Raw genomic sequence first — 20,071 nt, 5'->3', positions numbered from 1 at the left:
CACTCTCAGATCCGGCCGCCGAAGACATACCAGGAGACCAGCGCGACCACGCCGATCACCATGACGAAGGCATAGTGGTAGACATATCCGCTCTCGAGCCGGCTGGCCCGACGGGCGATGCCGATCGAGGTGGCCGCGACGCCGTCCGGCCCGAGCCGGTCGATGATCGCCCCGTCGCCGCCCTTCCACAGGGCCCGGCCGATGACGAAGGCCGGCTTGACGAACAGCGCGTCGTAGATCTCGTCGAAGTACCACTTGCGGAAGAACAGCTGGTGGACCGGCCTGAACGCCCGCACCACCGCGCCCGGCAGACCCGGCGACTGGATGTAGAACACCCAGGAGGCGGCGAGCCCGACCAGCCCGGCAACCAGCGGCAGCAGCTTGACCCACAGGGCGACATGGTGCGCCGCCTCGATGCTGTCCTGGGCGGGCAGCACCAGGATCGCCTCGCGCCAGAAGTGCTCGCGCCCCTCGCCGACGAAGACGTCGTAGCCGATCAGGCCGGCCAGCACCGCGCCAGTGCCGAGGATCAGCAGCGGCACCAGCATCACCGGCGGGGATTCATGGGCATGGTCCATGGTGTGGTGGTCGGCACGCGGCTTGCCGTGGAAGGTCAGGAACAGGAGGCGGCCGCTGTAGAAGGCGGTCATCACCGCGGCCAGGATACCGAGCCAATAGGCGAAGGCGCCGACATTGGTGTGGGCGGCCCAGGACGCCTCGAGGATCATGTCCTTGGAGTAGAAGCCGGCGAAGCCGAACACGCCGGGGATGCCGATGCCGGCCAGCGCCAGGCTGCCGATCCACATCAGGGCGTAGGTCCAGGGGATCAGCCTCCAGATGCCGCCCATCTTGCGCATGTCCTGCTCGCCGCCCATGGCATGGATCACCGAGCCGGCACCGAGGAACAGCAGCGCCTTGAAGAAGGCGTGGGTCAGCAGGTGGAAGATCGCCGCCTGATAGGCCGAGACGCCGATGGCGAAGAACATGTAGCCGAGCTGGCTCATGGTCGAATAGGCGATGACCCGCTTGATGTCGAACTGGGTCAGGCCGATTGTCGCGGCGACGAAGGCGGTCAGCGCGCCGACGACGCAGACCACGGCCAGCGCATCCGGGGCGTATTCGAACAGCGGCGACATGCGCGCCAGCATGAACACGCCGGCGGTGACCATGGTGGCGGCATGGATCAGGGCCGAGACCGGGGTCGGGCCTTCCATCGCGTCCGGCAGCCAGGTGTGCAGGCCGAGCTGGGCCGACTTGCCCATGGCGCCGACGAACAGCAGCAGGCAGGCGGTGGTCAGGGCCGGCAGGTCCATGCCGAGGAAGTTGATCCGGGCATCGACCAGATGCGGCGCGGCGGCGAAGATCTCCTCGTACCGCACCGTGCCGAAGATCTTGTAGACGGCGAAGATGCCCAGGGCGAAGCCGAAGTCGCCGACGCGGTTGACCAGGAACGCCTTTACCGCGGCGGCGCGGGCGCTCTCCTTCTCGTGCCAGAAGCCGATCAGCAGGTAGGACGCCAGGCCGACGCCCTCCCAGCCGAAGAACAGCTGCACCAGGTTGTCCGCCGTCACCAGCATCAGCATGGCGAAGGTGAACAGGCTCAGATAGGCGAAGAAGCGCGGCTTCGAATGGTCGTGCGACATGTAGCCGATCGAGTAGACGTGCACCATCGCGGAGACGGTGTTGACCACGATCAGCATCACGGCGGTCAGCGTGTCGAACTTCAGCGCCCAATCGGCGACGAAGGTGCCGCTGCTGATCCACAGGAACAGCGAATGGGTGCGGACGTTGCCGTCGATGGCGACGTCGAAGAACAGCCACCAGGAGATGACGGCGGCGACGCAGACGGCCAGCGTCGTCACGGCCATCGAGGCGCGGTCGCCGATGAGGCGGCCGAACAGTCCTGCGATCAGGAAGCCGGCCAGCGGCAGGAAGATTGCTGCTATGTCCATCGGGGGCGCCTCAGCCCTTCATCATGTTGATGTCCTCAACCGCGATCGAGCCGCGGTTGCGGAAGTAGACGACGAGGATCGCGAGGCCGATCGCCGCCTCGGCGGCGGCGACGGTCAGCACGAACAGCGCGAACACCTGTCCCACCAGGTCGCCGAGCGCGACCGAGAAGGCGACGAGGTTGATGTTGACGGCGAGCAGCATGAGCTCGACGGACATCAGGATGACGATGACGTTCTTGCGGTTCAGGAACACGCCGAAGATGCCGAGCGTGAACAGGATCGCCGCGAGGACGAGGTAGTGCCCGAGTCCGATCGTCATCGTGTCAGGCCCCTTCCCCGGTGCCGATCTTCTTGATCACCATCACCTCCTCGCGGCGGCGCGCGAGCTGATTTGAGATCACCTGGCGGCGGACGCCGGCGCGGTGGCGGTGGGTCAGCACGATCGCCCCGATCATCGCGACCAGCAGGACGAGGCCCGCGGCCTGGAACGGAAAGGCGTACTGCGTGTAGATCAGCTGGCCCAGCGCCGCCGTGTTGGTCGGGCCCGCCTTCGCCGCCCCCGCGGACAGGATCGAGGGGCCGCCGACCGAGCCGTACAGCAGGAACAGCTCGACCAGCAGCACCACGCCGATCAGCGCGCCGACCGGCATGTAGCGCAGGAAGCCGGCCCGCAGCTCGGCGAAGTTGATGTCCAGCATCATCACGACGAACAGGAACAGCACCGCGACCGCGCCGACATAGACGACGACCAGGATCATCGCCAGGAACTCCGCCCCGATCAGCACGAACAGCGCCGCCGCGTTGAAGAAGGCGAGGATCAGGAACAGCACCGAATGCACCGAGTTGCGGGCCGAGATCACCATCACGGCGGAAGCCACGGTGATCGCGGCGAACAGATAGAAGGCCAAGGCCTGGATGATCATCTCACGGTGCTCCCTGTCGTCCCCTGCGGACGCTCGAGGTCACGGTTGCTCTTCCCCTCGGCGCCGCTCCCCTGTGGGAGCCGGCCGAATCCCCCGGCGAGGCGGGTCTTACCGGTACGGCGCGTCGATCGCAATGTTCGCGGCGATCTGCGCTTCCCAGCGGTCCCCGTTCTGCAGCAGCTTTTCCTTGTTGTAGAAAAGCTCCTCGCGCGTCTCGGTGGCGAACTCGAAGTTCGGTCCCTCGACGATCGCATCCACCGGGCAGGCCTCCTGGCACAGGCCGCAATAGATGCACTTGGTCATGTCGATGTCGTAGCGCGTGGTGCGGCGGCTGCCGTCCGCGCGCGGCTCGGCCTCGATGGTGATGGCCTGGGCCGGGCAGATCGCCTCGCACAGCTTGCAGGCGATGCACCGCTCCTCGCCGCTGGGATAGCGGCGCAGCACGTGCTCGCCGCGGAAGCGCGGGCTCAGCGGCCCCTTCTCGAAGGGGTAGTTCAGCGTCGCCTTCTGCTTGAACATGTAGCTGAAGGTCAGCGCCAGCCCGCCCAGGATTTCCTTGAGCAGCAGGCTGCGGGCGGTGCGGTCGATGAATGCCATGGTCTCGGCCTCTCAGTTCGGCAGCCAGCCGAAGGCGGTCAGCACGCCGGCGGTGATCACCACCCAGGCCAGCGAGAACGGCAGGAACACCTTCCAGCCCAGCCGCATCAGCTGGTCGTACCGGAAGCGCGGCAGCGTCGCCCGGACCCAGATGAACACGAACAGGCAGAACAGGATCTTCGCCACGAACCAGATCACGCCGGGGATCCAGGTGAACGGCGCGAAGCCGAAGGGCGGCAGCCAGCCGCCGAGGAACAGGATCGTCGTCATCCCGCTCATCAGGATCATGTTGGCGTATTCGCCGAGGAAGAACAGCGCATAGGTCATGGACGAGTATTCGACCATGAAGCCGCCGGTGATCTCGGATTCGCCCTCGGGCAGGTCGAAGGGCGCCCGGTTGGTCTCGGCCAGCGCCGAGATGAAGAAGATCACGAACATCGGGAACAGCGGGACCGCGAACCAGATGGTCTGCTGCGCCCTGACGATGTCGGAGATGTTGAGCGAGCCGACGCAGAGCAGCACGGTGATGATGACGAAGCCGATCGAGACTTCGTAGGACACCATCTGCGCCGCGGAGCGCAGGCCGCCGAGGAAGGCGTATTTCGAGTTCGACGACCAGCCGGCGATGATGATGCCGTAGACGCCGAGCGACGAGATCGCGAACAGGTACAAGACGCCGACATTGATGTCGGCCAGCACCCAGCCGTCGTCGAACGGAATCACCGCCCAGGCCACGAGGCTGAGGAAAAAGGTGATCATCGGCGCCAGGATGAACAGCATCCGGTTGGCGCCGGACGGGATGATCGTCTCCTTGCTCAGCAGCTTGAGGCCGTCGGCGATCGGCTGCAGCAGGCCGAACGGGCCGACCACCATCGGCCCCTGGCGCAGCTGCATCGCCGCCATCACCTTGCGCTCGGCATAGGTCAGGTAGGCCACCGCGACGATCAGCGGCAGGATGATCGCGATGATCTGAAGGACGACGAGAACCATCGGCCAGGCGTATCCGCTCCAGAAACCCATCGCCCTACTCCGCCGCCGCTTTGTGCTGGCCCAGGATTTCGTCGATGCACTGCGCCATCGTCTCCGAGGCGCGGGTGATCGGGTCCGTCATGTAGAAGTTCTCGACCGCCGAGACAAAGGGCGCCGAGCCCATCGCGCCCTCGGCGCCGAAGGCCCCCCACTCGCCCGCCGCCCGGGTGTCCGGCGCCCCGAAGACCGGGTTCACCGCGACCAGGCGCTGGCGCACCTCGCGCAGGCTGTCATAGGGCAGCTTTTGGCCCAGGACGTCGCTGGCGGCGCGCAGGATCTTCCAGTCCTCGCGCGCCTCGCCCGGCGGGAACACCGCCATGCGGGCCTGCTGCACGCGGCCTTCGGTGTTGACGTAGGTGGCGTTCTTCTCGGTGTAGGCGGCCCCCGGCAGGATCACGTCGGCGCGGTGGGCGCCACGGTCGCCGTGATGGCCCTGATAGACCACGAAGGCGCTGCCCAGCCGGCCGGTGTCGATCTCGTCGGCCGCCAGCAGCCAGACGAAGTCGATCTCGCCCTTGGTCGCGCCGTCGAGGATGCCGGCGACGTCGTGGCCGCCCAGGCCCGGCACGAAGCCGAGATCGAGCCCGCCGACCCGCGCCGCCGCGGTGTGCAGCACGTTGAAGCCGTTCCAGTCGTCGCGGACCAGGCCGAAGATCTCGGCGATCCGGCGGCAGGCGGCCAGCACCTGGGCACCGTCCTCACGGGTCAGGGCGCCCTGCCCCACGATCAGCAGCGGCGCCTTGGCGTTGCGCAGCACCTCGGCGAAGCCGTCGGTGCCGTCGGCGATCGCCGCCAGCGTCTCCGGCCCGGCGCCGAGATGGCGGGTGCGGTAGGTCAGGTCGACAGCCGGGCCGACCACACCGACGGTCAGGCCGTTCTTCAGCCAGCGCTTGCGGATGCGGGCGTTGACGATCGCCGCCTCGGAGCGCGGGTTGGTGCCGACCAGCAGGATGACGTCGGCCTGCTCGATCCCGGCGATGCCGCTGTTGAACAGATAGGCGCCGCGCGGCCCGGCCGGCAGCTTCGCCCCGTCCTGGCGGCAGTCGAGGTTCGGCGAGCCGAAGGCGGTCATCAGGTCCTTCAGCGCGACCATGGCCTCGGCGTCGACGGTGTCGCCGGCGATCGCCGCCATGCGCTTGCCGTCCAGCCCCTTGGCCTTCCCGGCGATGGCCTGGAACGCCTCGGCCCAGCTGGCCGGCTGCAGCTTGCCGTCACGCCGGACATAGGGCCGGTCGATGCGGCGGCGCTTCAGCCCGTCGATCGCGTAGCGGGTCTTGTCGTTGATCCACTCCTCGTTGACGTCCTCGTTCAGCCGCGGCAGCACGCGCATCACCTCGCCGCCGCGGGCGTCGATGCGGATGTTCGAGCCGATGGCGTCGAGCACGTCGACCGTCTCGGTCTTGCGCAGCTCCCACGGCCGGGCGCTGAAGGCGTAGGGCTTGGAGGTCAGCGCCCCGACCGGGCAGACATCGACCAGGTTGCCCGACAGTTCGGACGCGATCGCCTGCTCGACATAGGTGGTGATCTCCATGTGCTCGCCGCGGTTCACGCCGCCGAGCACCGGCACACCGGCGATCTCGTCGATGAAGCGGATGCAGCGGGTGCACTGGATGCACCGGGTCATGAAGGTCTCGATCAGCGGCCCGAGATACTTGTCGGTGACCGCGCGCTTGCCTTCGGTGTAGCGGCCGCGGTCGAAGCCGTAGGCCACGGCCTGGTCCTGCAGGTCGCACTCGCCGCCCTGGTCGCAGATCGGGCAGTCGAGCGGATGGTTGATCAGCAGGAACTCCATGATGCCGCGGCGCGCGTCGCGCACGACATCGGTGTTCGTCCGGATCACCATGCCGTCGCCGGCCGGCATCGCGCAGGACGCGATCGGCTTCGGCGCCTTCTCCATCTCGACCAGGCACATGCGGCAGTTGGCCGGCACCGAAAGCTTGTCGTGGAAGCAGAAGCGCGGCACCTCGATGCCGAGGCGCTCGCAGGCCTGCAGCACCGATGTGCCCGGCTCGACCTCGATCTCGACCCCGTCAATCGTCAGCTTGGGCATCGGTGCCTTCCTATTCCGCAGCTTCGCGGCGATGGGCGCGGTCGCGATAGTCGCGGATCCGCTCCTCCATCTCGTCGCGGAAATGCCGGATCAGCGCCTGGACCGGCCAGGCTGCCGCGTCGCCGAGGGCGCAGATGCTGCGGCCGTCGATCTGCTTGGTCACCTGCAGCAGCATGTCGATCTCGTCCGACCGCGCATCGCCGGTGACCATGCGCTGCATCACCCGGTACATCCAGCCGGTGCCCTCGCGGCACGGCGTGCACTGGCCGCAGCTCTCATGCATGTAGAAGCGCGACAGGCGGGCGATCGCGTAGATCACGTCGGTCGACTTGTCCATGACGATCAGCCCGGCGGTGCCGAGCGCCGACTTGACCTCGCGCAGCGCGTCGAAATCCATCAGGACGGTGTCGCAGATGTCCTTCGGCAGGATTGGGGCGGAGGAGCCGCCGGGGATCACCGCCTTCAGGTTGTCCCAGCCGCCGCGCACGCCGCCGGCATGACGGTCGATCAGCTCCCGCATCGGGATGCCGAGCTCTTCCTCGACATTGCAGGGCTGGTTCACATGGCCGGAGATGCAGAACAGCTTGGTGCCTTGGTTCTTCGGCCGGCCGATGCCGGCGAACCAGGCGCCGCCGCGGCGCAGGATCTCGCCGACGACGGCGATGGTCTCGACGTTGTTGACCGTGGTCGGGCAGCCATACAGGCCGGCGCCGGCCGGGAATGGCGGCTTGTTGCGCGGCTGGCCCTTCTTGCCCTCCAGGCTCTCCAGCAGCGCGGTTTCCTCGCCGCAGATATAGGCGCCGGCGCCGCGATGCAGGTACAGGTCGAAATCCCAGCCGGTGCCGGCCGCATTCTTGCCGAGCAGGCCGGCGTCATAGGCCTGGTCGATCGCGACCTGCATGTTCGAGGCTTCGCCGTAGAACTCGCCCCGGATGTAGACGTAGCAGGCGTGCGCCCCCATGGCGAAGGAGGCTAGCAGCGCGCCCTCGATCAGCCGGTGCGGGTCGAAGCGCAGGATCTCGCGGTCCTTGCAGGTGCCCGGCTCGGATTCGTCGGCGTTGATGACCAGGTAGCTCGGGCGGCCGTCCTTGCTCTCCTTCGGCATGAAGGACCACTTCATGCCGGTCGGGAAGCCGGCGCCGCCGCGGCCGCGCAGGCCGGAGGTCTTGACCTCCTCGATGATCTTGTCGCGGCCGAGATCGACCAGCGCCTTGGTGTCGCTCCAGATGCCGCGGCGGCGGGCGCCGTCCAGGCCCCAGTCGTCCCAGCCGTAGAGATTGGTGAAGATGCGGTCTTCGTCGCGCAGCATCACTTTTCTCCCGAATCCGCGGTGCCGGCGTGGTCGCCGCTCGTCTCGACCTTCTGCTTCGGCCTGCCCTTCTTCTCGGGCTCGGCATCGCCACGATGGGCACCAGGAGAAGCCTCGGCCTGGGCCGCGACCTCATGCGCCGGCGGGGCGGCGCCGGGCGCCGGGTCCGGCTGATCGCCCTTGCCGCCGTCCGCGACCGGAGGGGCCGCCGAGGCCGGCACGGCCGGGCGGTGGCCGGGCCGCATGTTCAGCAGGGTGGTCGCGCCGGACAGCGCCTCGGAGTTGGTGCGGCCGTTCTGCGGGCCGGGCGTGGTCTGCTGGCCGGCCTTCAGCGCGTCGATCAGCGCGACCGTCTTGTCGTAGTCCAGATCCTCGTAGAAATCGTCGTTGATCTGGACCATCGGGGCGTTGACGCAGGCGCCCAGGCACTCGACCTCGAGCACCGAGAACAGGCCGTCCTCACTGGTCTCGTGGTGGCCGCAGCCGGCCTTGTCCTGCAGGGCCTTCATCACCTCGCCGGAGCCGCGCAGCCAGCACGGGGTGGTGGTGCAGACCTGGAAGAAGTGGCGGCCGACCGGCGCCTTGTTGAACATGGTGTAGAAGCTGGCGACCTCGTACACCCGGATGCGCGGCATCTCCAGCAGGTCGGCGACATGGTCCATCGCCACCCGCGGGATCCAGTTGTGGTGCTGGCGCTGGGCGATGTCGAGCAGCGGGATCACCGCGCTCTGCTGCTTGCCCTCGGGGTATTTGGCGATGATCTTCTTCGCCCGCTCGAGATTCTCGGGCGTGAAGGCGAATTCCTTCGGCTGCTCCGCCTCCGGCGCAATCCCTGCGGCCGTCATCGGTCGATCTCCCCGAACACGATGTCCTGGCTGCCGATGATCGCGACCGCATCGGCCAGCATGTGCCCCCGGCTCATGAAGTCGAGCCCCTGCAGATGGGCGAAGCCCGGGGCGCGGATGCGGCAGCGATACGGGCGGTTGGTGCCGTCCGCGACCAGATAGACGCCGAACTCGCCCTTCGGCGCCTCGACCGCGGCATAGGTCTCGCCGGCCGGGACGTGATAGCCCTCGGTGTAGAGCTTGAAGTGATGGATCAGCGCTTCCATCGAGCGCTTCATGTCCGCGCGCGGCGGCGGCGACACCTTGCGGTCGGTGGTCTTGACCGGGCCGTCCTTCGGCATCTGCTCCAGGCACTGGCGGATGATGCGGTTGGACTGGCGCATCTCCTCGATCCGCAGCAGGTAGCGGGCGTAGCAGTCGCCGGTCAGGCCGACCGGAATGTCGAAATCGAGCCTGTCATAGACCTCATAGGGCTGCGACTTGCGCAGGTCCCAGGACACGTTCGAGGCCCGCAGCATGACGCCGGTGAAGCCCCAGGCCTTTGCCTGCTCGGCCGTCACCACGCCGATATCGACCAGGCGCTGCTTGAAGATCCGGTTCTCGGTCAGCAGGCTTTCGAGATCGTCGACGAATTTCGGGAAGCGCTCGGTGTAGGCGAAGATGTCGTCGGCCAGGCCGGCCGGCATGTCCTGAGCGACGCCGCCCGGACGGAAGTAGTTGGCGTGCAGCCGCGCGCCCGACACCCGCTCGTAGAACTCCATCAGGAGCTCGCGCTCCTCGAAGCCCCATAGAGACGGGGTCACCGCGCCGACATCGAGCGCGTAGGTGGTGATGTTGAGCAGATGGTTGAGGATGCGGCTGATCTCGGAGAACAGCACCCGGATGTACTGGCCGCGCTCCGGCACGGTGACGCCGAGCAGCCGCTCCACCGCCAGGGCGAAGGCGTGCTCCTGGTTCATCGGCGCGACGTAGTCCAGGCGATCGAAATACGGCGTCGCCTGCATGTAGGTCTTGTACTCGATCAGCTTCTCGGTGCCGCGGTGCAGCAGCCCGATATGCGGATCGGCCCGCTCGACCACCTCGCCGTCCAGCTCCAGCACCAGGCGCAGCACGCCGTGAGCGGCCGGGTGCTGCGGGCCGAAGTTCATGGTGTAGGGCTTGATCTGGGTCTCGACCATGATGCTTACGCCTTCGGCTCGTTCAGCGCGGCCTTCTCGTCGCCCGGCAGAACCACGGGCACATCAGGACCGGGCCGCGTCATGCCTTCCCACGGGCTGAGGAAGTCGAAGGTGCGGAAATCCTGGGTCAGCTTGACCGGCTCGTACACCACCCGCTTCTGCTCATTGTCGTAGCGGACTTCGACATAGCCGGTCAGCGGGAAGTCCTTGCGCAGCGGATGCCCCTCGAAGCCGTAATCGGTGAGGATGCGGCGCAGGTCCGGGTTGTCGGCGAAGAAGATGCCGTACAGGTCCCAGGCCTCGCGCTCGAACCAGGTCGCGGCCGGGAAGGTGCCGGCAGCCGACGGCACCGGCGTGTCCTCATCGGTCGTCAGCTTGATCCGGATCCGGCGGTTATGCCGGAAGCTGAGCAGGTGGTAGATCACCTCCAGCCGCTCCGGCCGGGTCGGATAGTCGGCGCCGCAGAGGTCGGTCAGCTGCTCGAACAGGGTCTCGGGCGCGTCGCGCAGATGGGTCAGCACCCGGACGATCGAGTCACGCCGGACAGTCAGGGTCAGCTCGGCCGTCGGCGACACCGCGTGATCGAGCACATCCGCGCCCAGCGCCGCCGCGAGGGCCGTGCCGAGATCGGTCAGTTCCTGGATCGATGCCATTCTCGCTTCCCGATCCCTCAGCGGATGATCCGGTTGCCGCGCCGGATCTTCTTCTGCAGCTGCATGATGCCGTAGACCAGGGCCTCGGCCGTCGGCGGGCAGCCCGGGACATAGATGTCGACCGGGACGACGCGGTCGCAGCCGCGCACCACCGAGTAGGAATAGTGATAGTAGCCGCCGCCATTGGCACAGGAGCCCATGGAGATGACCCAGCGCGGCTCCGGCATCTGGTCGTAGACCTTGCGCAGGGCCGGAGCCATCTTGTTGGTCAGGGTGCCGGCAACGATCATGACGTCGGACTGGCGCGGACTGGGCCGCGGGATGACTCCGAGTCGGTCCAGGTCGTAACGGGGCATGTAGGCGTGGATCATCTCCACCGCGCAGCACGCCAGGCCGAAGGTCATCGGCCACAGCGATCCGGTGCGCGCCCAGTCGATCAGCGAGTCGAACTGGGTCAGCAGGAAGCCGCGGTCCTGGATCTCGGCGTTGGCGGCGCGGATCACCGCGTCCTGCCCGGCGCCCGGCGGGATCGGCGTGCCGACGCCCACGGGGCTGCTCGCCACCGTGCTGCCCGGCTGCGTCGCGCTCACTCCCATTCCAGCGCTCCCTTCTTCCACTCGTAGATGAAGCCGACGGTCAGGACGCCGAGGAACACCATCATCGACCAGAAGCCGAACATCCCGATGTTCTTGAGCGCCACGGCCCAGGGGAACAGGAACGCCACTTCCAGGTCGAAGATGATGAACAGGATCGAGACCAGGTAGAACCGGACGTCGAACTTGGAGCGCGCATCGGCGAAGGCGTCGAAGCCGCACTCATAGGCCGAGAGCTTCTCGCTGTCCGGATTCTGCTTCCCGACGACGAGGGATGCGCCGACCGCGGCGCCGGCGATCACGATGGCGATCGCCAGGAAGACGAGGATCGGAAAGTACTCCGACACTAGAGAGGTCGTCATCGCTCACCCGTCACACGTGGAGCCTGCGCGATCTTGATCGGCAGGCGCTCCACCCCAAATCTCTTTCTTCGTCGTGAAGGCCGTCCGTCACGGCCGCCCTTCCGGCGCGGCCTTTATAGGCCGGCATGTCGGACGAGAGAAGCGAATTTCCGCCACATTTTGTAAATGCGAATGCTTCTCAACTGCATGATTTTGCTGAGATCTTCGCACTCCCGGAAGGCATCGTGAACGGCCAGTTGGACTGGCGGGTCCAGCCGCGTCCAAATGCAGCAAGGGCCGAATAGCCCGTCGAAGACGAGGCCGGCCCGGGAGCAATACTGATGATGGCAGGGGAAGTGGCGCGAGTGACGGGACTTGAACCCGCGGCCTCCGGCGTGACAGGCCGGCGCTCTAACCAACTGAGCTACACCCGCGCAGGGTGCCGGCAACGATCACGGGGCCTTCGGCGGACCGCCGAAACCCGGAGCGAGACCGGAAAACAGGAAGTGGCGCGAGTGACGGGACTTGAACCCGCGGCCTCCGGCGTGACAGGCCGGCGCTCTAACCAACTGAGCTACACCCGCATCTGGCCGCTCATCGCGGCGAGGCGCTTGAGATACCCACTCCACCGGGGGCTGTCAACTTGTATTGCCAGCGGGCGGTGCGGGATTTTCGCGGCGGCCGGATCAAGGATAGACCTGGGATTCGGGAAGCCGCGACGGCCGCCGGAGCGGCCGGGAACTGGTGGGCGATGACGGGCTCGAACCGCCGACACTCGGTGTGTAAAACCGATGCTCTACCAACTGAGCTAATCGCCCGGGCGGGCCCTCGGAGGCGAAGCCGCGGGGCCCGGACATGAAGCGGCCGGTCGGGCCAGGGCGCCGACCGGCCGGTTCAGGTCCATACGCGGAGGCTTACTTCTTCTTGCCGCCGGCGCTGTTGACGGAGTCCTTCAGGCCCTTGCCGGCCTTGAACTTCACCTGCTTGGAGGCGGCGATCTTGATGGTCTCGCCGGTGCGCGGGTTGCGGCCCTCAGACGCGGCACGCGCCGCAACACCGAAGGTGCCGAACCCAACGAGGCGGACCTCCCCCCCCTTCGTCAACGTCTGGGTGACGCCGTCGATGAAGCTGTCGATGGCGTTGCCAGCATCGGCACGCGACAGACCGGTGCTTTCCGCGACGTGTGCGACGAGATCGTTCTTGTTCACGTGTCGGCCTCCTTCAGGCTCTGCGTTGGTCGTTCCGGCGGGTTCGCCGGATACAGGCTAGGTACTCTCCAAACCGACAACCGTTCGATGCGCCTTTTCCCGACACCGAAACGTCACGAAATGTAAGCGTATCGCGGAAACACGGTCAATCGTCGGCGGCCCTGAAACACATGGAATTCTGCCGAGTTCCAAGGCCGCCGCAATTGGTCAGTGGCGGATCACCGCTTCGTCGTCGCCATCGGCGGCAACGGGGGCGATGTCGTCCACATCCGTATCCTTCCATTCGATCGGTTCCAGAGGACGCACCAGGGCGTTCTTCAGAACCTCCTCGACACTGGCGGTCGGCAGGATTGCCAAGGCCTTCTTCACCGAATCCGGAATATCCGCAAGGTCTTTTTCATTGTCCTTCGGAATAATCACGGTCTTGATGCCGGCCCGGACCGCCGCCAACAGCTTCTCCTTCAGTCCGCCGATCGGCAGCACGCGTCCGCGCAGGGTGACCTCGCCGGTCATCGCCACGTCGCGGCGGACCGGGTTCCCGGTCAGCGCCGAGACGATGGCCACGACCATGGCGACGCCGGCCGACGGCCCGTCCTTCGGGGTCGCCCCCTCCGGCACATGGACGTGGATGTCGCGCTTGCCGAACAGCGTCGGCTTGATGCCGAAGGACACGGCGCGGGCCTTGGCGAAGCTTTCCGCCGCCTGCACCGATTCCTTCATCACGTCGCCGAGCTTGCCGGTGGCGACCACGCGGCCGCGGCCGGGGACCGGCACCGCCTCGATCGTCAGGATCTCGCCGCCGACTTCGGTCCAGGCCAGGCCGGTGACGACGCCGACCATGTCCTCCAGCTCCGCCTCGCCGTAGCGGAACTTGCGCACGCCGGCATACTTGTCGAGATCTTCCGACTTGACGACGATCTTCTTGACGTCGGTCGACAGGATCTCGCGCACCGCCTTGCGCGCCAGGCCCGCGATCTCGCGCTCCAGGCTGCGGACGCCCGCCTCCCGGGTGTAGTAGCGAATCAGGTCGCGCAGCGCCTCATCGGTCAGCGTCCACTCGCCCTTCCTCAGGCCGTTGGCCTCGGCCTGCTTCTGGATCAGGTGGCGCTTGGCGATCTCGATCTTCTCATCCTCGGTGTAGCCGGGGATGCGGATGATCTCCATGCGGTCCATCAGCGGCTGCGGCATGCGCAGGCTGTTGGCCGTGCAGATGAACATCACGTCCGACAGGTCGTAATCGACTTCGAGATAGTGGTCGTTGAAGGTCGAGTTCTGCTCCGGATCCAGCACCTCCAGCAACGCCGACGACGGGTCGCCGCGGTAGTCGGCGCCGAGCTTGTCGATCTCGTCCAGCAGGAACAGCGGGTTCGACGACTTCGCCTTCTTCATGCCCTGCAGCACCTTGCCGGGCATCGAGCCGATATAGGTCCGCCGGTGGCCACGGATCTCCGCCTCGTCGCGGACGCCGCCCAGCGACATGCGCACGAAGTTGCGGCCGGTGGCCTTGGCGATCGACTTGCCCAGCGAGGTCTTGCCGACGCCCGGCGGGCCGACCAGGCACAGGATCGAGCCGCGGATCTTGTTGGTCCGCTGCTGCACGGCCAGGTACTCCAGCACGCGCTCCTTGACCTTCTCCAGGCCGAAATGGTCGTCGTTCAGCACCTGCTCGGCATGCAGCAGATCCTTCTTGGTGCGGGTCCGCTGCTTCCAGGGAATCGACAGCATCCAGTCGAGGTAGTTGCGGACCACCGTGGCCTCGGCCGACATCGGGCTCATCGAGCGCAGCTTCTTCAGCTCGCCCATGGCTTTGTCGCGGGCTTCCTTGGTCAGCTTGACCTTGTTGATCCGCTCCTCGAGCTCCGCCGCCTCGTCGCGGCCGTCCTCACCCTCGCCGAGCTCCTTCTGGATCGCCTTCAGCTGCTCGTTCAGATAGTACTCGCGCTGGGTCTTCTCCATCTGCCGCTTGACGCGGCTGCGGATGCGCTTCTCGACCTGGAGGACGCCGATCTCGCCCTCCATGAAGCCGTAGACCTTCTCCAGCCGCTCGGTGATCGAGGCGATCTCGAGGATCTGCTGCTTCTCGGGGATCTTCAGCGACAGGTGCGCGGCGATGGTGTCGGCCAGCTTGGCGCCGTCCTCGATCTGGTTGACCGAGACCAGCACCTCCGGCGGGATCTTCTTGTTGAGCTTGATGTACTGCTCGAACTGGGCGACCGCGGCCCGGCCCAGCGCCTCGACCTCCTGCGCGTCGGCGGTGACCTCCTCAAGCGGCTCGACCTGGGCCTGGAAGAATTCCGGGTTGTCGGCGTAGCGCACGATGCGCGCCCGCTTCACGCCTTCGACCAGCACCTTGACGGTCCCGTCCGGCAGCTTCAGCAGCTGCAGCACCGTCCCGATCGTGCCGACGTCGAAGATCTCCTCCGGCGACGGGTCGTCCTGCGAGGCGTTGCGCTGGGTGACCAGGAGGATCTGCTTGTCCTCCTTCATCACATCCTCGAGCGCGCGCACCGATTTCTCGCGGCCGACGAACAAGGGCACGATCATGTGCGGGAAGACCACGATGTCCCTCAGAGGCAACACCGGGTACAGCGTGTCTTTGTTCAGATTCAACATGCGTTCTGCCTTACTGGGGTGGGCAGCGGCCCGAGGAACGGCGCCGCGCCGGCGCCGGACGAAGGAGACCCGGCGCGCCCAATAGACGTGGCGATGACCGGAAGCCGTTCAAGGGACGGGGATGCTGCAGCCCTCATGGTAGGGTCACAAGAGCGCAATCGGGCCGCAGTGGCAAGCCAAAGGCGGCCGTTTGCGCCAACTTCGAAATGAAACAGCCGATGCCCGGAGGCATCGGCTGTCAGATCGGTCAGGATGTGTCCGGCTCCCGGTTTCAGGCGCCGGGAGCGCGTTCCTGCTGTTTCTCCGCATAGATCAGCAGCGGCTTGGCACGGCCGTCGACCACCTCGCGGTTGACCACGATCTCGACCACGCCGTTCATGCTCGGCAGGTCGTACATCGGCTCGAGCAGGATGCTTTCCATGATCGAGCGCAGGCCGCGCGCGCCGGTCTTGCGCTGGATGGCGCGGCTGGCGATGCCCTTCAGCGCATCGTCGGTCAGCGACAGATGCACGTCCTCCATCTCGAACAGGCGCTGGTACTGCTTCACCAGCGCGTTCTTCGGCTTGGACAGGATCTCGATCAGCGCTTCCGAGTCGAGATCCTCGAGCGTCGCGACCACCGGCAGGCGGCCGACGAATTCGGGGATCAGGCCGAACTTCAGCAGATCCTCGGGCTCGACCTCGCTGAAAATCTCGCCGGTCGTCCGCTCATCCGGCCCGCGCACATCGGCGCCGAAGCCGAGCGAGCTGCCCCGTCCGCGCGACGAGATGATCTTCTCCAGCCCGGAGAAGGCACCGCCGCAGATGAACAGGATGTTGGTGGTGTCGACCTGCAGGAACTCCTGCTGCGGGTGCTTGCGCCCGCCCTGCGGCGGCACCGAAGCGATGGTGCCTTCCATGATCTTCAGCAGGGCCTGCTGCACGCCCTCGCCCGAGACGTCGCGGGTGATCGAAGGGTTGTCCGACTTGCGGCTGATCTTGTCGACCTCGTCGATGTAGACGATGCCGCGCTGCGCCCGCTCGACATTGTAGTCGGCGGCCTGCAGCAGCTTGAGGATGATGTTCTCGACATCCTCGCCGACATAGCCCGCCTCGGTCAGCGTCGTGGCGTCGGCCATGGTGAAGGGAACATCGAGGATGCGGGCCAGGGTCTGCGCCAGCAGCGTCTTGCCGCAGCCGGTCGGCCCGATCAGCAGGATGTTCGACTTCGCGAGCTCGACCTCGCCGTTCTTCTGGCCGTGCGCCAGCCGCTTGTAGTGGTTGTGCACGGCGACCGAGAGCACCTTCTTCGCGTGCTCCTGGCCGATCACGTAGTCGTCCAGAACCTTGCGGATGTCCTTCGGCGTCGGGACCCCGTCGCGGTTCTTGACCAGCGTGGTCTTGTTCTCCTCGCGGATGATGTCGGTGCACAGCTCGACACACTCGTCGCAGATGAACACAGTCGGGCCCGCAATCAGCTTGCGAACCTCGTGCTGGCTCTTGCCGCAGAACGAGCAGTAGAGCGTGTTCTTCGAGTCACCGCCTGCGGTCTTACCCATCACTGCCTCACTTCCGCATCCGCGTTACCGATCCACGTCTTCCCCGCCGCGGGGACCTGCGGGCCGGGATGCGGCTGCCTCCAGATGGCGGCGGCTCTACCCTGCGACAAGCTCGTCCCGGCGCAAGGCAGATCCGCATCATCACGAATCAAGATAGCGCCCTTCGGCCCGGATCGGTAGGGCCGCGGGCAAAGAGATCGATTATTCGGCAACGGTCGGGCGCCGTTCGACGACCTCATCGACGATTCCGAAGCCCTTGGCTTCGTCGGCCGACATGTATTTGTCGCGGTCCATCGAGCGCTCGATCTCCTCGAGGCTCTGACCGGTGTGCTTGACGTAGACCTCGTTCAGCCGCTGCCGCAGCTTGAGGATCTCGCGCGCCTGGATCTCGATGTCCGAGGCCTGGCCACGGGTGCCGCCGGAGGGCTGGTGCACCATGATCCGGCTGTTCGGCAGGGCGAAGCGCTTGCCCGGGGCGCCGGCCGCCAGCAGCAGCGAGCCCATCGAAGCCGCCTGGCCGATGCAGACGGTCATGATCTTCGGCTGGATGTACTGCATGGTGTCGTAGATCGCCATGCCTGCCGTGATCACCCCGCCCGGCGAGTTGATGTAGAAGGCGATGTCCTTCTTCGGGTTCTCCGATTCCAGGAACAGCAGCTGGGCGCAGACCAGGCTGGCCAGCTCGTCATAGATCGGCCCGGTCAGAAAGATGATCCGCTCCTTGAGGAGGCGGGAATAGATGTCATAGGCGCGCTCGCCGCGATTGGTCTGCTCGACGACCATCGGGACCAGGGCGTTCATGGTCGGCTGATACGGAGGCATACGTTCCTCGAAGGGCTCGCGCGGGCCGGCAGGGCGCCGCGGCTCTCCCCTACATTAGGGGAGGTCCGCGGCGACCTTCAACCGATCAAGCGCCGGAAGCGGTGTCGGTGGCGGCCGGCTTGGCGTCGCCCGCCTCGTCCTCGTCCGGGTCGCGCGCCAACTCCTCCGGCGTCACGGTGGTGTCGTTGACCTTGATCTTGCCGAGGATCAGGTCGACGACCTTCTCCTCGAACAGCGGCGCCCGCAGATTCTCGATCGCCTGCGGGTTCTTGCGGAAGAAGTCGACGACCTGCTGCTCCTGGCCCGGATAGCGGCGGGCCTCGGCGATCAGGGCGCGGTTCAGCTCTTCCTGCGTCACCTCGACGTTCTCGGCGCGGCCGATCTCGGCGAACAGCAGGCCCAGGCGGACGCGGCGCTCGGCGATGGCGCGATACTCGGCCTTCAGCTCGTCCTCCGGCTTGTTCTTGTCCGGATTGTCGTCGCCGCCGGTCTCGATCGACTGCTGCACCTGCTGCCAGATCTGGTCGAATTCGAGATCGACCATGCCCTGCGGCACGGCGAAGTCGACCAGCTCGGCCAGCTTGTCGAGCAGCTTGCGCTTGGCGCGCAGGCGCGACACCCGGCCGAACTCCTGCTCGGTCTGGCCCTTGACCGCGTTGCGCAGGCCCTCGAGATCCTCGAAGCCCAGCTCCTTGGCGAAGTCCTCGTTCACCTCGGGCACCACGCCCTGCTCGATCGACTTGACGTCGACCTCGAACACCGCCGGCTTCCCGGCGTGATCAGCGCTCTGGTACTCCTCGGGGAAGTTCAGCGAGACGGTGACGTGCTCGCCCGGCTTCTTGCCGACCAGTTGCTCCTCGAAGCCCGGGATGAACCGGTTCGAGCCGATCTCGAGGCGGTGGTCCTTGCCGGACATCTCCTCGCTCGGCGCGGCGCCGTCGAGGCTGCCCTCGAAGTCGATGACGGCGACGTCGCCGGCCTGCAGGCCGCGCTCCTCGGTCACCGGCTCGAACTTGCGGCGGGTCTCGGCGATCCGGGTCAGGCCGGCCGAGATCTGCTCGTCGGTCACCTCGGCGACCGGACGATCGATCTCGACGCTGTCGAAGGCCGGCGCGGTGATCTCCGGCAGCACCTCGACATCGACCTTGTATTCGAGGTCCTTGCCCTCGTCGAAGCTGGTCACCTCGACCTTCGGGCGCAGGGCCGGGCGGAGGTTGCGCTCCTCCAGGGCCTGGCGGGTGCCCTCGTCGACGGCCCCTTCCAGGACCTCGCCCATGACCGACTTGCCGTAGCGCTGCTTCATCAGCGACACCGGCACCTTGCCGGGGCGGAAGCCGGGGAGCTTGACCCGGCCCGCGAGCTTGACGAGCTCCGTCTGGACGCGCTGTTCGATGTCGGCCGCAGGCACGACGATCTTGAACTCGTGCCGCAGACCCTCGGTGCTGGTTTCGATCACTTGCATCGGTCTTCAGGAATCCGTCGATGTGACAGGTCGGTCGAGCTGTGCCCTGTCGGGATGTTCAATGGTGCGGGCGGAGGGATTTGAACCCCCACGGCTTTCGCCGCTGGAACCTAAATCCAGTGCGTCTACCAATTCCGCCACGCCCGCGAAGACCCCCACCCCTGCGCGTTCCCGAAAACACGCACAAAACGACGCGCAGCGAAGGGGGTCGGCCCTGCGAAGGGGCGGTCATAGCACAGGGTTTTTGCGGGCGACAGGCAAAACGCGGGCGCCCGTGTGGCTCACGACCCGCCGGCGATGCGGTCCAGCACGCCAGGCAGCGCGTCGATCACGTCCTCGGCGATCAGCCCGGCGCCGACCCGCTGGGCCGCGGCGCCGTGCAGCCAGACCGCGGCGCAGGCGGCCTCGAAGCCGGGCATGCCCTGCGCCTTCAACCCCAGCACCATGCCGGCCAGGACATCGCCTGTGCCGCCGGTGGCCAGGGTCGGCGGGGCATTGGCATTGATCGCGGCGCGGCCGTCCGGCGCGGCGATGATGGTGTCCGCCCCCTTCAGCACCAGCACGGCGCCGGCCGCGACCGCAGCCTGGCGCGCCCGGACCAGGCGCGGGGCCTCGGCCTTGCCGAACAGCCGATCGAACTCGCCCTGATGCGGGGTCAGCACGCAGTCGGCGTCCAAGGCCCGCGCCAGTGCCTGCGGCTCGCCGGCATAGCTGGCGAGGCCGTCGGCATCGAGCACCAGCGACTTGCCGGCATCGCGCACCGCCGCCACTGCTTGGCGCAGCGCCGGCCCGGCCCCGCCGCCGGGGCCGATCAGCACCGGGCCGAGGCGCCGGTCGGCCAGCAGCCCGTCCCAGCGTTCCGTCGGCAGCGCCATGGCGCCGGGCCAGTCGGCGCGGAAGGCCGGCAGCGCCGCCTCGGGCGCGACCACGGTCAGCAGGCCGGCGCCGACCCGCCGGGT

General features: G+C 67.0%; 18 protein-coding genes and 4 tRNA genes. All 22 read right to left on the bottom strand.

Going from position 1 to position 20,071, the window contains the following annotated elements:
* Positions 1 to 5: 5 nt before the first annotated feature.
* On the bottom strand, positions 6 to 1,952 hold the full coding sequence (gene nuoL / locus AB4Z01_RS23180) for an NADH-quinone oxidoreductase subunit L (protein ID WP_441697990.1): 1,947 nt from the start codon (positions 1,950 to 1,952) through the stop codon (positions 6 to 8).
* Between the two features lie 10 nt (positions 1,953 to 1,962).
* Positions 1,963 to 2,271: an NADH-quinone oxidoreductase subunit NuoK gene (nuoK, locus tag AB4Z01_RS23175; protein WP_034832270.1), complete on the bottom strand. Its 309-nt coding sequence runs from the start codon at positions 2,269 to 2,271 to the stop codon at positions 1,963 to 1,965.
* A 4-nt stretch (positions 2,272 to 2,275) separates the two neighbouring features.
* Positions 2,276 to 2,875 carry an NADH-quinone oxidoreductase subunit J gene (locus AB4Z01_RS23170; protein ID WP_441697988.1) on the bottom strand — a complete coding sequence of 200 codons (600 nt, stop codon included), beginning with the start codon at positions 2,873 to 2,875 and terminating at the stop codon, positions 2,276 to 2,278.
* 108 nt (positions 2,876 to 2,983) lie between these two features.
* Positions 2,984 to 3,472 (bottom strand): NADH-quinone oxidoreductase subunit NuoI, encoded by a 489-nt coding sequence (gene nuoI / locus AB4Z01_RS23165; protein WP_429229724.1) that lies wholly within the window; start codon positions 3,470 to 3,472, stop codon positions 2,984 to 2,986.
* 12 nt (positions 3,473 to 3,484) lie between these two features.
* Positions 3,485 to 4,492 carry an NADH-quinone oxidoreductase subunit NuoH gene (gene nuoH / locus AB4Z01_RS23160; RefSeq protein WP_441697987.1) on the bottom strand — a complete coding sequence of 336 codons (1,008 nt, stop codon included), beginning with the start codon at positions 4,490 to 4,492 and terminating at the stop codon, positions 3,485 to 3,487.
* A 4-nt stretch (positions 4,493 to 4,496) separates the two neighbouring features.
* On the bottom strand, positions 4,497 to 6,551 hold the full coding sequence (gene nuoG, locus AB4Z01_RS23155; RefSeq protein ID WP_441697985.1) for an NADH-quinone oxidoreductase subunit NuoG: 2,055 nt from the start codon (positions 6,549 to 6,551) through the stop codon (positions 4,497 to 4,499).
* A gap of 10 nt (positions 6,552 to 6,561) precedes the next feature.
* Positions 6,562 to 7,860, bottom strand: a complete 1,299-nt coding sequence (nuoF, locus tag AB4Z01_RS23150; RefSeq protein ID WP_441697983.1) for an NADH-quinone oxidoreductase subunit NuoF — start codon at positions 7,858 to 7,860, stop codon at positions 6,562 to 6,564.
* On the bottom strand, positions 7,860 to 8,705 hold the full coding sequence (nuoE, locus tag AB4Z01_RS23145) for an NADH-quinone oxidoreductase subunit NuoE (RefSeq protein WP_441697981.1): 846 nt from the start codon (positions 8,703 to 8,705) through the stop codon (positions 7,860 to 7,862). Before nuoE ends, nuoF begins: the two co-directional genes overlap by 1 nt.
* The gene (locus AB4Z01_RS23140; RefSeq protein WP_441697979.1) at positions 8,702 to 9,883 is read right to left on the bottom strand and encodes an NADH-quinone oxidoreductase subunit D; all 1,182 of its coding nucleotides are present in this window, start codon (positions 9,881 to 9,883) and stop codon (positions 8,702 to 8,704) included. Before AB4Z01_RS23140 ends, nuoE begins: the two co-directional genes overlap by 4 nt.
* A 5-nt stretch (positions 9,884 to 9,888) precedes the next feature.
* Positions 9,889 to 10,536, bottom strand: coding sequence for an NADH-quinone oxidoreductase subunit C (locus AB4Z01_RS23135; RefSeq protein WP_441697977.1), 648 nt, complete (start codon positions 10,534 to 10,536; stop codon positions 9,889 to 9,891).
* Positions 10,537 to 10,553: 17 nt separating this feature from the next.
* Complete coding sequence (locus AB4Z01_RS23130) at positions 10,554 to 11,132, bottom strand: NuoB/complex I 20 kDa subunit family protein (RefSeq protein ID WP_441697975.1); 579 nt, start codon at positions 11,130 to 11,132, stop codon at positions 10,554 to 10,556.
* Complete coding sequence (locus tag AB4Z01_RS23125) at positions 11,123 to 11,491, bottom strand: NADH-quinone oxidoreductase subunit A (protein WP_441697973.1); 369 nt, start codon at positions 11,489 to 11,491, stop codon at positions 11,123 to 11,125. Before AB4Z01_RS23125 ends, AB4Z01_RS23130 begins: the two co-directional genes overlap by 10 nt.
* A gap of 336 nt (positions 11,492 to 11,827) precedes the next feature.
* A tRNA-Asp gene (locus AB4Z01_RS23120) sits at positions 11,828 to 11,904 on the bottom strand.
* A gap of 73 nt (positions 11,905 to 11,977) precedes the next feature.
* Positions 11,978 to 12,054: transfer RNA gene (locus tag AB4Z01_RS23115), tRNA-Asp, on the bottom strand.
* Positions 12,055 to 12,212: 158 nt separating this feature from the next.
* A tRNA-Val gene (locus AB4Z01_RS23110) sits at positions 12,213 to 12,288 on the bottom strand.
* A 96-nt stretch (positions 12,289 to 12,384) separates the two neighbouring features.
* A complete protein-coding gene (locus AB4Z01_RS23105; RefSeq protein ID WP_138891105.1) occupies positions 12,385 to 12,678 on the bottom strand; it encodes an HU family DNA-binding protein in 294 nt (97 codons plus the stop codon).
* A gap of 207 nt (positions 12,679 to 12,885) precedes the next feature.
* A complete protein-coding gene (gene lon, locus AB4Z01_RS23100) occupies positions 12,886 to 15,291 on the bottom strand; it encodes an endopeptidase La (RefSeq protein WP_441697971.1) in 2,406 nt (801 codons plus the stop codon).
* A gap of 271 nt (positions 15,292 to 15,562) precedes the next feature.
* A complete protein-coding gene (clpX, locus tag AB4Z01_RS23095) occupies positions 15,563 to 16,828 on the bottom strand; it encodes an ATP-dependent Clp protease ATP-binding subunit ClpX (protein WP_429229733.1) in 1,266 nt (421 codons plus the stop codon).
* Positions 16,829 to 17,029: 201 nt separating this feature from the next.
* A complete protein-coding gene (clpP, locus tag AB4Z01_RS23090; protein ID WP_429229734.1) occupies positions 17,030 to 17,650 on the bottom strand; it encodes an ATP-dependent Clp endopeptidase proteolytic subunit ClpP in 621 nt (206 codons plus the stop codon).
* 85 nt (positions 17,651 to 17,735) lie between these two features.
* A complete protein-coding gene (gene tig, locus AB4Z01_RS23085; protein WP_441697968.1) occupies positions 17,736 to 19,112 on the bottom strand; it encodes a trigger factor in 1,377 nt (458 codons plus the stop codon).
* Positions 19,113 to 19,174: 62 nt separating this feature from the next.
* Positions 19,175 to 19,259, bottom strand: a tRNA-Leu gene (locus AB4Z01_RS23080).
* A 134-nt stretch (positions 19,260 to 19,393) separates the two neighbouring features.
* Positions 19,394 to 20,071 (bottom strand): NAD(P)H-hydrate dehydratase (locus AB4Z01_RS23075; RefSeq protein ID WP_441697966.1); only part of this gene is annotated, 678 nt, incomplete at its 5' end.

It is taken from the genome of Inquilinus sp. YAF38, assembly GCF_052113205.1.
Classification (GTDB): domain Bacteria; phylum Pseudomonadota; class Alphaproteobacteria; order DSM-16000; family Inquilinaceae; genus Inquilinus.
This window is presented reverse-complemented; position numbering and strand designations above follow the sequence as displayed.

Excerpts from the sequence above, each read along its gene's own strand:
- AB4Z01_RS23130 (WP_441697975.1), bottom strand. The coding sequence starts at position 11,132 with ATGGGAGTGAGCGCGACGCAGCCGGGCAGCACGGTGGCGAGCAGCCCC.
- lon (WP_441697971.1), bottom strand. The coding sequence starts at position 15,291 with ATGTTGAATCTGAACAAAGACACGCTGTACCCGGTGTTGCCTCTGAGG.
- AB4Z01_RS23135 (WP_441697977.1), bottom strand. The coding sequence starts at position 10,536 with ATGGCATCGATCCAGGAACTGACCGATCTCGGCACGGCCCTCGCGGCG.
- nuoK (WP_034832270.1), bottom strand. The coding sequence starts at position 2,271 with ATGACGATCGGACTCGGGCACTACCTCGTCCTCGCGGCGATCCTGTTC.
- AB4Z01_RS23125 (WP_441697973.1), bottom strand. The coding sequence starts at position 11,491 with ATGACGACCTCTCTAGTGTCGGAGTACTTTCCGATCCTCGTCTTCCTG.
- nuoI (WP_429229724.1), bottom strand. The coding sequence starts at position 3,472 with ATGGCATTCATCGACCGCACCGCCCGCAGCCTGCTGCTCAAGGAAATC.
- nuoG (WP_441697985.1), bottom strand. The coding sequence starts at position 6,551 with ATGCCCAAGCTGACGATTGACGGGGTCGAGATCGAGGTCGAGCCGGGC.
- AB4Z01_RS23170 (WP_441697988.1), bottom strand. The coding sequence starts at position 2,875 with ATGATCATCCAGGCCTTGGCCTTCTATCTGTTCGCCGCGATCACCGTG.
- nuoF (WP_441697983.1), bottom strand. The coding sequence starts at position 7,860 with ATGCTGCGCGACGAAGACCGCATCTTCACCAATCTCTACGGCTGGGAC.
- nuoL (WP_441697990.1), bottom strand. The coding sequence starts at position 1,952 with ATGGACATAGCAGCAATCTTCCTGCCGCTGGCCGGCTTCCTGATCGCA.
- nuoH (WP_441697987.1), bottom strand. The coding sequence starts at position 4,492 with ATGGGTTTCTGGAGCGGATACGCCTGGCCGATGGTTCTCGTCGTCCTT.
- tig (WP_441697968.1), bottom strand. The coding sequence starts at position 19,112 with ATGCAAGTGATCGAAACCAGCACCGAGGGTCTGCGGCACGAGTTCAAG.
- AB4Z01_RS23140 (WP_441697979.1), bottom strand. The coding sequence starts at position 9,883 with ATGGTCGAGACCCAGATCAAGCCCTACACCATGAACTTCGGCCCGCAG.
- clpX (WP_429229733.1), bottom strand. The coding sequence starts at position 16,828 with ATGGGTAAGACCGCAGGCGGTGACTCGAAGAACACGCTCTACTGCTCG.
- clpP (WP_429229734.1), bottom strand. The coding sequence starts at position 17,650 with ATGCCTCCGTATCAGCCGACCATGAACGCCCTGGTCCCGATGGTCGTC.
- nuoE (WP_441697981.1), bottom strand. The coding sequence starts at position 8,705 with ATGACGGCCGCAGGGATTGCGCCGGAGGCGGAGCAGCCGAAGGAATTC.